The following is a 15,131-nucleotide window of genomic DNA, read 5'->3' on the forward strand; positions in this document are numbered from 1 at the left end:
AAGAAACACTAGGACCCGTACCCAGAACCTAAATACCTATTTCCATGGAAAACACTTCCAACGAAAGAATCTCATCCACCAGCATCACCGACATCATGCAGACTGCCTACATCGACTACTCGATGTCGGTCATCGTCAGCCGAGCCCTCCCCGATGCGAGAGACGGACTCAAGCCCGTGCAGCGACGCATCCTCTACGCGATGCTCCGCGAAGGCCTTCTCCACAACCGAGCCTTCGACAAATGTGCCGGTGTAGTCGGTGAAGTTCTAAAAAACTACCACCCACACGGCGACTCCTCCGTGTACGACACGCTCGTTCGCATGGCCCAAAACTGGGTGATGCGCTACCCGCTTATCGATCCGCAAGGTAACTTCGGATCCGTCGATGGAGACTCTCCAGCCGCCTACCGCTACACCGAAGCGCGTTTGACCGCCATAGCGGAAGACCTGCTGCGAAACATCGACGAGGACACCGTCGACTTCGTACCAAACTACAAGGAGTCGACCACCGAACCGTCCGTATTGCCAGCTGGACTACCGAACCTGTTGATGAACGGTTCCACCGGGATCGCGGTGGGTATGGCAACTAATATTCCGCCACACAACCTCGACGAGCTTATCGACGGAATCTGTGCCCAGATCGACAATCCAAACATCACTATCGCCGAACTTGGCGAGCTGATACAAGGACCCGACTTCCCAACCGGTGGACGCATCATCGGACGCAAGGGAATCGATGAATACATGAATACCGGACGCGGCATCGTACGGATGCGCGGAGCCGTAGCATCCGAGCCGATGGATAGCGGCGACCGGGAGCGGATTATCATCTCAACCATTCCCTACAACGTTAACCGAGCATCTCTGGTTACGAAGATCGCTGAACTCGTATCCACCAAGGAGATCGAGGGGATCTCGGATCTTCGCGACGAGTCCGACGAAAACACCCGCATCGTCATCGAGTTGAAGCGTGGTGAATTTCCGGAAGTCATCATCTCCAAGCTATACAAGAAGACCGCGCTAGAGTCATCCTTCGGCGTCAACATGCTGGCCCTCGACAACAAGCGGCCCAAGCAGATGAACATGAAGGAGATGATCAACTGCTACATCGATCATCGACGCGACGTCATCTACCGCCGCACCGCGTTCCGCCTAAAGAAAGCGGAGGACCGTGCCCACATCCTCGAGGGCTACAAGATCGCCCTCGATAACCTGGACGACTTCATCAAAATAATCCGCTCTTCCGCCAACCGCGAAGAAGCGAAAACTCGCCTCCAGGAAAAGTACCCGCTTTCCGATCGCCAAGTCACAGCCATCCTTGACCTCCGCCTCTACCAGCTCACCGGCATGGAGCGCGATAAGATCGAGGAAGAATACGCAGAGCTACTCAAGCTGATCGAAGAACTCCGCTCCATTCTGGAAAACGAGTACAAACTGCTCTCCATCATCAAGGAAGAACTGCTCGAGCTGAAAGAGAAGTACACCAGCCCACGTAAATGCGAAATCGTACCCTACGAGGGAGACATCTCCAAGGCGGACATGACGCCCAAGGAAGGTTGCTTCATCACAGTATCCCACAAGGGATTCATCAAACGCGTATCCGATTCCGAATTTAGAACCCAAAAACGAGGAGGAAAGGGAGTACAAGGCGGTAACACTTACGACGAAGACTTCATCGAGCACATTTTCACCGCCAACACTCACGACACCATAATGTTCTTCATGAACAACGGCCGTGTATACGTCGAAAAGGTCTACGAGCTTCCAGAAGGATCACGTACTTCCAAAGGTCGCAGCATAAACAATGTGCTGCAGCTCCAAAAGGACGAGCAGATCGCCGCTATGATCTGCGTAAAGGAGATCACAGAGGACAACAACTTGGTCATGTGCACCAAAAACGGCACCGTTAAGAAGACCAACCTCGCAGCCTACAAGAACTTCCGCAAGGGAGGCATTATCGGCATCAATATCGATGAAGGGGACTCCCTCATCACGGTTAAGCTCACGAACCGGGATAGCGAGCTGGTCATCGTTACCCACATGGGCAAGTCCATCCGCTTCCACGAGTCCGACCTTCGTGAGCAAGGCCGCGCGACTCGCGGTGTACGAGGCGTCAAACTATCCGACAAGGATTACGCGAAAGCCATGGAAGTGGTCGACAACGAGTCAGCCCTTCTAATCTGTGGCATGAACGGACAAGGGAAACGCACCGTTTTCGATGAGTTTCCGCTCCAGAAACGCGGGGGCAGCGGGGTGATCGCCGCTAAAACCTCGGGCGTAGCCGGAGCTTTGGCAGTTCGAGAAAACGACGAGATCATGATGCTGACCAAGAACGGGCAAGCAGTTCGCACAAGCGTCAAAGACATCAATTTGATCGGTCGAATCACTAAGGGAGTCCGCTGCATAAACCTCAACGATGGCGACAAGCTTCTCGGTATTGCTCGAATCGTGGAGGACGAAGAGGAAATGGGAGAAGCGCCGACAGATGGTGTTTCCACTGAGGAATAGGCCCAGAAACACCCCAGCTTCGACGCAAACCTAAGAGGTTGCAGAACAACTCTTTAGATGATCAAGCTATTCTGGCTTGATCATCTCTTTTTTGGGGCTAGAGCATGTCTTAAATTCGTGCTCTCACTAAAGTTGCCTTTCTGGAACTGCACGAAATTGAGCAGTAAATTTCATATAAAAGAATATTAAGTAATTTTTTATCATTCCCCTTTTTTGGCAATTAATTTGCTTTTGCGAGAAATTGATTAATTACCGAATTTGATTTTCTGATAACTACCACTACCCAGAAAACCAAAAAGCAAGTAGCCTAGCTACGAGCGTCACTACCAAAACTCAGATCAATGAACAAACTACTAAGCCTAACTGCAGCAGGTGTGCTGCTTTCTAGCTCTGCCCTATATGGTCAGATCGAAATCAACGAAAATCTGTCCGTGACAGGTTTCCTCGACATGTCGCTTTACCATGCAGACGACGACAGCGGAGACTCCACTTCGTTCGACCTCGATCAGATGGAAATCGACTTCCTCTACTCGTTCAACGAGATCACTGCTGAGGTAGACTTGGACTACCAACGCGGCGAAACCAACGAGATCGACCTCGAGCAGGCGTTCATCACCTACGATTTGGGCGAAGGCACCTCGATCACTGCTGGTAAGTTCCTCAGCTACATGGGCTGGGAAACCGCTGAGCCTACTGGCCTCTACCAGTACTCATACGCCTACGGCACCACCATCCCGGGTTACCACAACGGTGTGACCATCGACTTCAGCGACGACTGGGGCTCCATCGGTTTGGCTGTACTCGACTCCGTGTACGACGACGACGGTTCCATCAACAGCGACGCTGATGACTACGACATGGGTATCGAAACCAAGGTTGTGTTCACACCTGCAGACGGTTGGACATTCTTCCTCGGCTACGGCATCGATTCCGCTAACGCTGGTCTCGAAGACCGCGAGTTGATCAACTTCTGGACTTCTTACGAGTTCGGAGCAACTACACTCGCTTTCGAGTACAACATCTACTCTGACACTTTCTCAGACATCGATCAGTGGCTCCTCATGTACTCCGTTGCAACTGGCGACAAGGGTACATTCACCGCTCGTATCAGCGACAGCGTCACCGAGTACACCATGCTTGACTACTCTGCTTCCGGACTATGGGAAGACGAAGACTTCAAGTACACCGTTGCTTACATCCACGCTGTAAACGACAACCTCGCTATCGTAACTGAAGCTAGCCTCACCGACGGCGGTTCATACCGCGGCGACCTCACCGAGTTCGCAGTTGAAGCTCTCTTCACATTCTAGTCGATCTCGAGAGACTTAAGAAATTTACAAGAAGCCTCCACCTCACGGTGGAGGCTTTTTTTGCGTCCTAGCGCCAACATTTCCCAACCGGCCTGCATCGGGCCGAGAGGATGGACGCCAAAAAAACCTCCCCCCAGCGACTGGAGAGAGGTCCAACAATGAAAATTAAATTGGGCTGAAAACTAAACGGTCAGATACTTCTCAACCATCTCATCGTCCAAAAGACTGATATCGCCGCTCTGGACCACCGAGCCGCGCTCGAGGATATAGAAACTTTCACAAGCGTTTCTGGCAAAATCGATATACTGCTCCACCAATATCACGCTCATCTCTCCCTTCTTGCGAATCGCGTAGATAGCGTCCTCGATCTGGTCGATGATGGAAGGCTGGATACCCTCCGTTGGCTCGTCGAGAATCAGAATCTTCGGATTCAACAGCAAAGCTCGACCAATTGCCAGTTGCTGCTGTTGGCCGCCACTTAGAACTCCCCCCTTTCGCTTCAGCATATCTTTCAGCACCGGGAAAAGGTCGTAAACAGAATCCAAACGTTTTTCAGCTTCGATACCTCTGGAACCTGACACCCTTAAGCTGACATTGAGATTCTCCCAGACCGTCAGCCCTGGAAAGATGTCGCGGCCTTGAGGCACATAGCCAATGCCCATGCGAGCTCTTTGGTCTGCTGGCATCTTTTGTATTTCCTCACCTGTAAAAGTGATTGTGCCAGATTTAGTCGGCACAGTGCCCAAAATCGTGTTGAGCAGAGTTGTCTTACCTACACCGTTACGGCCCAGCAAGGCGACCGCCTTCTTCTCAGGCACCTCCATAGATACCCCCTTCAAAATCATGGATTCGTCGTATCCGGCGATCACTGTATCAACAGACAACAGCTTCTCGCTTTTCGAAGGCTCAGGCTCCTTCTCGGTCAAAGTATTAGTATTCATCTTTTGAATCCCTAGTGTTTGCGGGTTTGCCTTCCAAGATACACTTCAATGACTTGCGGATCACTTTTCACGAATTCAAAAGTCCCTTCCTTTAATACGTGACCCTGATGCAGAACCGTGACTCGACTCGCAATCTGGCGAACAAACTCCATATCGTGCTCGATCACAATCAGGCTATGCTTGCCCCGGAGACTCAACAACAGCTCACCCGTTCTTTCCGTCTCTTCATCACTCATACCCGCAGCCGGCTCATCGACTAACATGATCCGCGGATCCTGAGCCAAGAGCATGCCGATCTCTAGCCATTGCTTTTGTCCGTGAGAAAGGGCACCCGCCATGATATCAGCCGAATCCTCCAGCCTGATAGTCTTCATGACATCGTAGATCTTCTCCCGATCCTCTTTCGATTCCTTATAGAACAATGAATGCAAAAGCCCACGCTCTCCGGCTAATGAAAGCTTGAGATTGTCATACACAGTATGGGATCGGTATACAGTCGGGTTCTGGAACTTCCGGCCAATTCCCAACTGACTGACCTTGTGCTCTCGAACATGAGTTAGATCGATATTTTCCGCATCGCTTTTGTGGAAGACAATCTTTCCTTTGTCTGGCTTTGTACGAGCAGTGATCAGATCCATGAAGGTACTTTTTCCCGCCCCGTTAGGACCAATAACAGTCCTCAGCTCCCCTTCTTCCAAATAGAAGTTGAGGTCGTTGATAGCCTTAAACCCATCAAAGGACTTGTCGACTCCCTCCACCGTCAAAACGAGCGAAGAGTGCTTACTTTTATCTGGAATATGCATCGCTAGGAGGCGGAAGAGGTTGCAGGACTACTGGAGGCTGAGGTCTTCTTTTTCAACTTGTCGATCAAAGGTGCTAATTGCTTTGGCAACCCAGCCAAACCGTTTGGCATGAAGAGAACGACAAACATGAAGATAGCCCCAAGGATGATGAGCCAGGAATTTGGATACTCTACCTGTGCGTAACTCTTAATCACGCTTACTACGATCGCTCCAATAACTGGACCGAACTTGGTTCCTCGGCCGCCTAGGGCGACCCAAACCACAACATCCAAGGATTTGGCAGGCACCATTTCGTTGGCGTTGATTCCTCCCACTTGCGGAACATAAAAAGCCCCCGCTATGCCAGCAATCATCGCGGCGCCAACGAATATCAGCATCTTGTAGTGAGTCGTCGAATACCCGGAAAATCGCACTCGGTTCTCACTATCTCGAATCGCTTGCTGCACCATCCCAAGCTTCGTTTTAATCAGCCAGGCTATCAACAAGTACACAACCAATAGCAGGATCGCGCTCCCGACGAAAATGAACCTCTTGGTGGAAGCTTCGTTGATCCCAAAACCAAAGATCTCACCGAAATTGTTCAACCCGTTGTTACCGCCGAAAAGGATGAAGCTCTTTCCGAACAAGGTTGCTGTATTCATGAAGAAAAACAATGACAGCGCGTAAGTCAGAGCCTGCGTGAGGATCGAGAAATAAACCCCCTTGATTCGGGAACTGAAAGCAAGGTACCCAAAGATGAACGCCAGAATCCCCGGAATCATCATTGAGGCGATAATCGCATAGATGCCACTTCCAAACGGAGCCCAATACCAAGGCAAAGAAGTATATCCCTGGAAATCCATGAAGTCCGGCAAGGCCGTGTTATAAACAGGATCCACACCAGCATGCAGCATCAGATACATACCAAAGGCGTAGGCTCCCAGAGCGAAAAACAGGGCCTGGCAAAGACAAAGTAGCCCCGTGTAACCCCAAAGCAAATTCAGGCTCATTGCGAGCACCGCCCAAGTGATGTATTTACCCCAAAGCCCAATATGGTATTCCGAAAAGTGCAGGAAACTGCCTTCCGGCACGAAGGCATTTAGCATAGGCAGAAGGAACACGAGGACAACCCCCGCGACAGCAAAACCGCCCAACTCTATCTTATTATCAAAAAGTTTCACAATAGCCTCCTGTTCTAGTCCTCCATGCTGCGGGATTTGGTTGGAAACAACCCGCCGGGTTTCCACTGAAGGAAAAGGATGATGATGAACAGTACCGCGATGGTACCCATAATTGGCCCAATTAGCGGTTGTAGGATCTGATCAACTACACCGATTCCAAGAGCCGAGAGACCTGCTCCCAAGAGATTTCCTACGCCACCAACAACGACCACCATAAAGCTTTGCACGATGTAAGCCTGCCCCATCTCCGGTCCCACATTTCCGATTTGCGAGAGAACAGCGCCAGCCATGGCAGCCAACCCGCAGCCGAATGCAAAGGTCAAAGAGTTCACCCGCTTGACGGGAATACCAAGGCTGGAGGCCATGTTTCGGTTCTGCATCACAGCACGTATGTAGAGACCCAAATTCGTCTTGGTTAACAAGGCCCATGTCAGCAGAGCGACAAAGCCTGCGAAGCCGATCGCGAAAATACGAGCCGCGCTCATGGAGAGTCCCCAAAATTCAAAGTTGCCGGAAAGCGATTCTGGATTGCCAACCTGCACGTTGGCGGCTCCAAAAATGAGCCGGAACATTTGACGCATTACCATCGACAAGCCCCACGTGGCTAGAAGCGACTCTAGCGGGCGCTTGTACAAAAATCGGAAAAAGCTAATTTCAAGCAGCCAACCCAAGGCGCCGGCTACCAAGAAACTCAAGGGGATAGAGCACCAGAAGAACATTTGGTAGGTATCGGACTGAGTTCCGAAACGATCTCCGAAATACTGATTCATCACATAGCAGGTGTATCCACCGATCGCGACAAACTCTCCGTGAGCCATGTTGATGATCCCCATCAATCCAAAGGTGATCGCTAAGCCAAACGCTACGATCAAGAGAATACTGCCAGTGCTTATACCTCGGAAAATACTTCCCGCATGCCTGAGCAATTCTTCATGTCTTTCAATTTGCTTGATGGATTGTGTCGCAGCGGCTGCAAGCGATTCGTCACCGTCTTCTAAAGCCTTATCGCGGACAGACTCGATTTTGCTCTTGGACGCAATGGAGTGGTAATTGCCAAGCAAAACAACCGCCTGCTGCAGCTCTTCGGCATCTGCGTAATTCGCCAGCAAGCTGATGGCAATCGCCTCCTTAAGGGCTTCCGTCGCGGATCCATTCTGCTCCTTTTCCAAACGAGCCCGCAAAACTGGCAAATACTCTTCCTTCTGACTCTGCCCTAACTTCAAGGCAGCATCGATCCGCGTTCCAACATCTTTGGACGCAAGGTCGACTGTATCCGTCACGTTTGACAAGGTACGGCGAAGCCGACGGGAAGGACGGTTCTTGTTATCTTCAACTTCCTCTATTTGCGCCGGAGAAAGCTCTAGTTCCGTCCATGAACTGAGCTCAAAATATTTTTCGGATGCCTTAACAACGACGATCGCTTCACCTTCGGCTGAAGAGTAGGTGAAGACTTCACCTGTACGCCAAGCGGCGACGAAAGTCGTTACGAAAGAGTCACCCGATTCAGCAAGTTCCGACAGCAATGCGTTTTGGTCGGAAGCTCTCTCTAAGACCAAGTCCGCCAGCAGCAGCCTAGTCCTCGAATCTTCTTGGCCCCAGAAACTGGATACCAGTGAAAGGGCTAGAACAAAGAATAGTTTTTTCATGATGGGGAGAGTCGGTCAAGGGACCCAAGAGGAGAGGAAAAAGTTCGCTCCAGGCACGCTAGAGCGGCCCGGAACGAACTTGGAAAGAGGAAAAAGTCTCAGCTTACTCGAAGGTGCCCTTCAAGAACGGCTCGCCGTATACACCTTCAAAGGACTCGAGGATATCAAACTGACCATCCTCAAGCGTTTCACCGATGTAGACATTCTTCGTGAGGTGGTGGTTTTCTTGGGTAGTAACAGTGCCTCCAGGACCGTCGAAGGAGATACCTGATTCCAGAGCTTCAACCACTGCATCAACATCGAAGGTGCCAGCCTTTTCAACAGCTGCCTTCCAAAGGTAAACACCATCGTAGGAAAGTACCATTGGGGAACAAGTTACGCGGTTTTCCGTTTCCACGCTACTTGGAGCTCCGTCTTCGAGCCAAGCTTGGAAATCAGCCACGAACTTTTCGTTCTCTGGTGTATCGAGAGACATGAAGTAGGTCCAGCAACCGAGGTGTCCGACCAAGTCGTCAGTCGGAAGGCTGCGGAACTCGTCCTCAGACAAGCTGAAAGAAACGATTGGAGTCGTGTCGGAAGTGATACCGGAAGCAGCGATTTCCTTGAAGAAGGATACATTGGAGTCACCATTGATGGTGTTAATCACGGCTGCGTCTCCACCTGCTGCGAAGTTTTTGATCTCCGCTACGATCTGCTGGTAGTCCGTGTGGCTGAATGGAGTATACTTACCGGCCGAAATGACTTCGTCGCCTTCCTTGCGGAGACCGCCTCCGATGTTCTCTTCTGGGATTCCCTTAGACTTGAGGTACTCGAAGAGAACCAAGTTAGTTGTTTGCGGGTAAACGTAGTCCGTGCCGATCAGGTAGAACTTTTCGTAGCCTTCTTCCAGCAAGAAGTCTACCGCTGGGATCGCTTGCTGGTTAACCGCTTCAGCCGTGTAGAAGATGTTTGGAGACATTTCCTCGCCCTCGTACTGAACTGGGTAGAAGAGAAGGCCATTGTACTTTTCATACACAGGAAGAACGAACTTACGGCTAACCGAAGTCCAGCAACCAAAAGTGACAGCGACCTCATCCTGGGCCAAAAGCTGCTCAGCCTTTTCGGCAAAAGTTGGCCAGTCAGAAGCGCCATCGACCACAACTGGTTCGATCTTCTTACCAAGCACACCGCCAGCTTCGTTGATTTCGTCGAATGCGAAGAGGAGGATATCTCGGAGCGATGTTTCGCTGATAGCCATAGTTCCACTGAGGGAGTGGAGCACGCCCACCTTTACGGTCTCTTCAGCAACAAGGGATGAAGAGAAGATTGCAGCCGCAGAAAACAGGCCAAGAGTTAGTTTTTTAACGTCCTTCATTTAGTATTCTTTTGGAGGTTCGGTTGTATCGATATTAGGTAGAAGTATCGCTACCCCGCGGGGTAGCGAGTATACGAAACCTAGTTGAGCAGCAGTCGGGCCAAACCTTTAAAAAAGCCGTACAAACCGGCGATTGCATGAAATTGCTGCATAGTTACGGTGGTTTATGATTAATAATGAGCATGATCACTCGACTGACTTACTTAAGGTCGTCATTGCCTTGTTTGGCTCAAATTTTGCTCGAGAAACGATAGGGCTCGCCCTAGCAAAACTGAGGACGTAGAAACCTCGAACTTCCGCCAATTTCCTCACTTTTAGACCCTCCCGCTATGCACCTAACCCCTAGAGAACAAGAGAAGCTCATGGTCGTCGTTGCCGCCGACCTCGCTCGAAGACGACAGGCTCGCGGCCTCAAACTAAACTACCCCGAAGCCGTATCCATCATCACATACGAAATCTTCGAAGGAGCTCGTGACGGGAAGACGGTGGCTGAGCTGATGAGCTACGGAGCCACGCTTCTCACGAAGGAAGACGTGATGGACGGGATAGCTGAGATGATTCACGAAGTCCAAGTAGAAGCGACCTTCCCGGATGGAACGAAACTAGTAACTGTGCACAACCCGATCCAATGAAACCTGGCGAAATAATACCCGCGGACTCCGCTCCCCTCGAAGCAAATGCAGGCCTTCCCACTCAAGCCCTGCCGGTCAGCAACACGGGTGACAGGCCCATTCAGGTTGGAAGCCACTTCCATTTCTACGAGGTCAACTCCGCTCTCTCCTTTGACCGGAAGTCGGCTCGAGGATACCGACTAAACATTCCTGCCGGTACCGCCGTACGTTTCGAGCCGGGTGACTCTAAGGAAGTTGAGCTAGTCGCCCTCGCCGGAAAACGAGAGGTTTACGGCCTGAACAATCTAGTCAACGGACCCCTTTGAGCAAAATTGCTCAAAACGAAGCAACCCCTTCCAACCCACCTAACCCTTTTCTGAAATGCCACTCAAAATAGACCGACGCCAATACGCCGAAATGTTCGGCCCGACCGTGGGCGACAAGGTGCGCCTCGGCGACACCGAAATCTTGATACAAGTCGAACGCGACCTAATCGCTGAAAACGGTGGATACGGAAACGAAGTAAAATTCGGAGGAGGTAAGGTGATTCGTGACGGCATGGGTCAATCACCCCAAGCATTAGCAGGTGAATCTCTCAACCTTGTAATTACCAACGCAACAATCCTCGATGCGACTCAGGGTATCATAAAAGCGGATATCGGTGTAAAGAACGGCCGCATCGTCGGAATCGGTCACGCTGGCAATCCACTCATCCAAGATGGTATCAGCGATAACATGACAGTGGGAGCATCCACCGAGGTTATCGCCGGAGAAGGTCACATCATTACAGCAGGCGGCTTCGACTCTCATATCCACTTTATTTGCCCGCAACAGATCGACGAAGCCCTTTCTTCCGGAGTCACCTCGATGACCGGAGGGGGAACCGGACCAGCAACAGGAACCAACGCCACCACTTGCACACCGGGGCCATGGAATATCCATCGCATGCTGGAAGCCGCGGAAGAATACCCTATGAACTTGGGCTTCATGGGTAAAGGAAACTCCTCCAATCCCGAGGCCCTACGCGAACAGGTTGCCGCCGGAGCCATGGGATTAAAACTTCACGAAGACTGGGGCACCACTCCCGCCGCTATCGACAGCTGTCTCACGGTGGCTGACGAAATGGATGTGCAGGTCGCAATCCACACAGACACTCTCAATGAGTCCGGCTTCGTCGAAGACACTATCGCCGCCTTCAAAAACCGAGTTATCCACACCTTCCACTCTGAAGGAGCAGGGGGCGGCCATGCTCCAGACATCATCAAGGTTTGCGGAGAGCTAAACGTATTACCCTCCTCGACCAATCCAACTCGTCCTTATACAGTGAATACAATCGATGAGCACCTGGACATGCTCATGGTTTGCCACCACTTAGATTCGAAGATTCCAGAAGACGTAGCATTTGCCGAATCTCGTATCCGCCCTTCAACTATCGCCGCTGAAGACATCCTTCACGACATCGGGGCCTTTTCGATAATGTCCTCAGATTCCCAAGCCATGGGTCGCGTTGGGGAGGTCATCTCTCGCACTTGGCAAACCGCCCACAAGATGAAAATGCAACGCGGGAAGCTGGAGTCGGACACCCACCCTGATGCAGACAATTTCCGAGCCCTCCGCTACGTGGCTAAATACACGATCAACCCCGCTATCGCTTGCGGAGTATCACACGAAGTTGGCTCTATCGAAGTTGGGAAACTGGCAGATATCGTTGTTTGGAAACCCGCCTTTTTCGGAGTGAAACCGGAGCTCGTCTTGAAAGGAGGCCTCATCGCCCTCGCCAACATGGGAGATCCCAACGCTTCGATTCCGACACCTCAACCGACTTTCTATCGCAAACAATTCGCAGCCTACGGGAAAGCGAAATACAGCACCTCAGTCACCTACGTCAGCCAAAGCTTCCTAGAAAGCGGTGAAGCTGAAAAACTTGGCCTAAAAAAGCGACTAGTCGCAACCAAAGGAACTCGCAGCATCAGCAAGAAAGACCTGATCCACAATGACCTCACACCAAAGATTGAGGTGGATCCAGAGACCTACGAAGTAAAGGCGGATGGAGAAATCCTCACTTGCGAACCTGCCAAGGAAGTACCCTTGGCCCAGCGTTACTTCCTCTTTTAATGCAGCTTATCACAAATCACCTCCACGGAGTACCTGCATCCAAAACGTTAATACAACTTCCAATCGATCGGCGAAAACTCGCGAAACGACGTTTTCGCGCCACCGCAGTTGATGGAGCCGAGTTTGGATTCGACCTACCCCATCCCCTAAAACACGGGACCGCTTTTCACGAGACCGAAGATTCTGTTTACCTCATTGAGCAAGAGCCCGAGCCCGTTCTCAAAATCCCTTTTTCCGAAGGAGAAACGGGAGCCTTATACGGTTGGATGGTCGGAAATATGCACTTTCCTGCGTCATTCGAAAAGGGATACGTAATAGCAGAGGACGATCCGGCTGTTCGCCAGCTCCTTGAACGAGCAAACGTCGATTTCGAGGAAGCAACCCAAGTATTTCAGCCAGCCGTTGTGGCCAGCGGACATCATCACCACTAAAAAGAAGCGAAGTGAACTTGTCTTGGCTTCCCAGTATGCTGCAGACTACGGATCCGCTTTTTCCAATCGGATCCTATGCCCACTCCTACGGAATGGAGGAGCTGTGTGCGGACGGCGAAATCTCGAATCGTGAAGATCTGCAGACTTTTCTCCACACCGTAGTTGCTCTAAACTTACAAGAGTTCGAGTTGCCGTACCTGAGATTTGCCTACGAAGCGGCAAAACGTCAGGACTATGACCTGATCTGCGATTTGGACGAAGAGATCGGGGCTTCGAAACCGAGTAAGGAACTTCGCCAGGCTAGTCTTTCTCAAGGGCAACAACGCCTCCGACTTATCTCCAAGCTTCGTCCCTCGCCCCGTTTCGAAGAACTTGCGAAACTAAAGCGTGAGAAGCGAATCGTTCCACAACACCTTATCATTTTCGCTACCGAGAATGTGGATCTGAATACGCCCCTTCCCGCAGCACTCGCAGCATGGGCCTACCAAGCCATGGCAGCACCGTGCGCCGCTTCCCTCAAGCTGATACGTATCGGGCAAGAAGGGGCTCAAACCGCCCTGACAAACGCTCTTGAACGCCTGGAACCGATTATCGAACATTCTCTCGGTATTGACCGGGAGTTTGCAGGAGCATTCCTTCCCTATCTTGATATCGCCTCACAGAGGCACGAAAAAGCTTATTCAAGGTTATTTATCTCCTGAGGTTAGAACCTCGAACCTACCCTAATCACAAAACAATGAATACATCTCGTCCCGTACGCATCGGAATCGGAGGCCCAGTAGGTTCCGGAAAAACAATGCTGCTCCTCCGCCTCTGCGAAGCATTGCGAAAAGAATACAGCTTGGTCGCCATCACCAATGACATCTACACGAGAGAAGACGCGGAGTTTCTGGTTCGCAACGAGGCACTCGAGGCAGACCGCGTCATGGGGGTTGAAACAGGAGGCTGTCCCCACACTGCCATTCGTGACGATACTAGCATGAACATGGCAGCCATAGATGAGTTGCTAGAACGCCATCCCGACACGCAGGCGGTACTGATCGAGTCAGGAGGAGACAATCTATCAGCCACCTTTTCGCCCGAGCTGGTAGACGCTTTCATCTACGTCATCGATGTGGCTGAAGGGGACAAGATCCCCCGCAAAGGCGGTCCCGCCATTCAGTACTCCGACTTGATGATCATCAATAAAATCGACATTGCTCCCTACGTGGGGGCAGATCTGGATGTCATGGATCGAGATAGCAAAAAGATGCGGGGCGACCGACCATTTCTATTCTGTGATCTCAAATCCCACAAAGGTCTGGATGACGTGATCGCATGGTTGAAAAAGGAATACCTCTTTTAACCGCAACTACCTCCTCCTTTGAAACCTGCCTCGCAGCCTGTCCCTTCTCGCCAAAGCGTTTCCGGGCATCTTCGTTTGAGATGCGAGCGGAACAACGCTGGCGTGAGCTATCTTGCTAAGAAGGAATTCAAATCTCCGATACACATCAGCAAACCCTATTGGGATGAGAACAGCCTGCTTCTCAATCTCATGTGTCCCACTGCTGGCATGTTGGGCGGAGACAAGGTTGAACTGGAAGTTTCCGTCGGGCCGGGAGCATCACTCACGCTATCAAACCCGTCATCTCTGCGCATCCACAAAATGGATGCCGGCAGCGAAGCGAATTGGAATCAATCCTTTCGAGTATCCCGCGATGCTTTTCTGGAAAACAATCCCGAGTGGCTCATCCTGCAGGGGGAGAGCACGTTCACCCAACGAAGCTCCATCGACGTCGAAGAAGGAGGCGAGCTTTTCTTTATCGAAGCCATCGCCCCAGGAAGAATTGCCCATCAGGAATCATTTGCCTTCCGACAATTCAGCAACCGCCTCGCCTTCCGCTATCAGAACAAACTGGCACTGCTGGAAAAACACTGCATCAGCCCAGAACTCGGAACGTCGGCAGCCTGGGATAACGAACTGGGTGGAAAACATCCCTTCTATATCTCAATCCTCTTGGCATCCCCAAAATTAGACTCTTCTAGCAGTCTTTGGAGCGAGATACGCGAGCTCCAACAGGACAAGGTTCGCATCGGATCGAGCTCCTTAGCCCAAAAGTCGACTTGGTGCGTTAAGATTCTGGCCGCTGACCCTATCGCGGCCCGATCCGTTCTTAAATCCGTGCGGGATTCCTTCTACCGAGAAATCGGCAGATCGCCTGCCTCGTTAAGACGGTAGAAGCTACTTGGGCTGCCTCCGGCTTTCATTGACAG

14 protein-coding genes are annotated in these 15,131 nt (G+C 51.3%); 9 read left to right on the top strand and 5 right to left on the bottom strand.

Annotated elements, in window-relative coordinates; genetic code table 11:
• The first annotated feature begins 44 nt into the window (after positions 1-44).
• A complete protein-coding gene (gyrA, locus tag H5P27_RS12435; protein WP_185660722.1) occupies positions 45-2,507 on the top strand; it encodes a DNA gyrase subunit A in 2,463 nt (820 codons plus the stop codon).
• A gap of 341 nt (positions 2,508-2,848) precedes the next feature.
• The gene (locus H5P27_RS12440) at positions 2,849-3,817 is read left to right on the top strand and encodes a porin (RefSeq protein WP_185660723.1); all 969 of its coding nucleotides are present in this window, start codon (positions 2,849-2,851) and stop codon (positions 3,815-3,817) included.
• 182 nt (positions 3,818-3,999) lie between these two features.
• Here the strand turns inward: H5P27_RS12440 and urtE are convergent, their stop codons facing one another.
• From urtE to urtA, 5 genes are all read right to left on the bottom strand, one after another.
• Positions 4,000-4,758: an urea ABC transporter ATP-binding subunit UrtE gene (gene urtE / locus H5P27_RS12445; RefSeq protein ID WP_185660724.1), complete on the bottom strand. Its 759-nt coding sequence runs from the start codon at positions 4,756-4,758 to the stop codon at positions 4,000-4,002.
• A gap of 11 nt (positions 4,759-4,769) precedes the next feature.
• Positions 4,770-5,561, bottom strand: coding sequence for an urea ABC transporter ATP-binding protein UrtD (gene urtD, locus H5P27_RS12450; protein ID WP_185660725.1), 792 nt, complete (start codon positions 5,559-5,561; stop codon positions 4,770-4,772).
• A 2-nt stretch (positions 5,562-5,563) separates the two neighbouring features.
• Complete coding sequence (gene urtC / locus H5P27_RS12455; RefSeq protein WP_185660726.1) at positions 5,564-6,721, bottom strand: urea ABC transporter permease subunit UrtC; 1,158 nt, start codon at positions 6,719-6,721, stop codon at positions 5,564-5,566.
• Positions 6,722-6,735: 14 nt separating this feature from the next.
• Entirely contained in the window at positions 6,736-8,367 is a 1,632-nt protein-coding gene (gene urtB / locus H5P27_RS12460) for an urea ABC transporter permease subunit UrtB (RefSeq protein WP_185660727.1), read from the bottom strand.
• Positions 8,368-8,470: 103 nt separating this feature from the next.
• The gene (urtA, locus tag H5P27_RS12465) at positions 8,471-9,721 is read right to left on the bottom strand and encodes an urea ABC transporter substrate-binding protein (protein WP_185660728.1); all 1,251 of its coding nucleotides are present in this window, start codon (positions 9,719-9,721) and stop codon (positions 8,471-8,473) included.
• A 329-nt stretch (positions 9,722-10,050) separates the two neighbouring features.
• Between urtA and H5P27_RS12470 the strand changes: the two genes are divergently transcribed.
• Genes H5P27_RS12470 through H5P27_RS12500 form a run of 7 tightly spaced genes read left to right on the top strand, consistent with a single transcriptional unit; the run spans position 10,051 to position 15,096 of the window.
• Positions 10,051-10,353: an urease subunit gamma gene (locus H5P27_RS12470; RefSeq protein WP_185660729.1), complete on the top strand. Its 303-nt coding sequence runs from the start codon at positions 10,051-10,053 to the stop codon at positions 10,351-10,353.
• Positions 10,350-10,658: an urease subunit beta gene (locus H5P27_RS12475; protein ID WP_185660730.1), complete on the top strand. Its 309-nt coding sequence runs from the start codon at positions 10,350-10,352 to the stop codon at positions 10,656-10,658. Before H5P27_RS12470 ends, H5P27_RS12475 begins: the two co-directional genes overlap by 4 nt.
• A 55-nt stretch (positions 10,659-10,713) precedes the next feature.
• A complete protein-coding gene (ureC, locus tag H5P27_RS12480) occupies positions 10,714-12,447 on the top strand; it encodes an urease subunit alpha (protein WP_185660731.1) in 1,734 nt (577 codons plus the stop codon).
• A complete protein-coding gene (locus tag H5P27_RS12485; protein ID WP_185660732.1) occupies positions 12,447-12,878 on the top strand; it encodes an urease accessory protein UreE in 432 nt (143 codons plus the stop codon). Before ureC ends, H5P27_RS12485 begins: the two co-directional genes overlap by 1 nt.
• Positions 12,879-12,913: 35 nt before the next feature.
• The gene (locus tag H5P27_RS12490; RefSeq protein WP_185660733.1) at positions 12,914-13,579 is read left to right on the top strand and encodes an urease accessory protein UreF; all 666 of its coding nucleotides are present in this window, start codon (positions 12,914-12,916) and stop codon (positions 13,577-13,579) included.
• A 35-nt stretch (positions 13,580-13,614) separates the two neighbouring features.
• Complete coding sequence (gene ureG, locus H5P27_RS12495; protein WP_185660734.1) at positions 13,615-14,223, top strand: urease accessory protein UreG; 609 nt, start codon at positions 13,615-13,617, stop codon at positions 14,221-14,223.
• Positions 14,224-14,241: 18 nt separating this feature from the next.
• Positions 14,242-15,096, top strand: a complete 855-nt coding sequence (locus H5P27_RS12500) for an urease accessory protein UreD (RefSeq protein ID WP_185660735.1) — start codon at positions 14,242-14,244, stop codon at positions 15,094-15,096.
• Positions 15,097-15,131: the final 35 nt, after the last annotated feature.

It is taken from the genome of Pelagicoccus albus, assembly GCF_014230145.1.
In the GTDB taxonomy this organism is placed as follows: domain Bacteria; phylum Verrucomicrobiota; class Verrucomicrobiia; order Opitutales; family Opitutaceae; genus Pelagicoccus; species Pelagicoccus albus.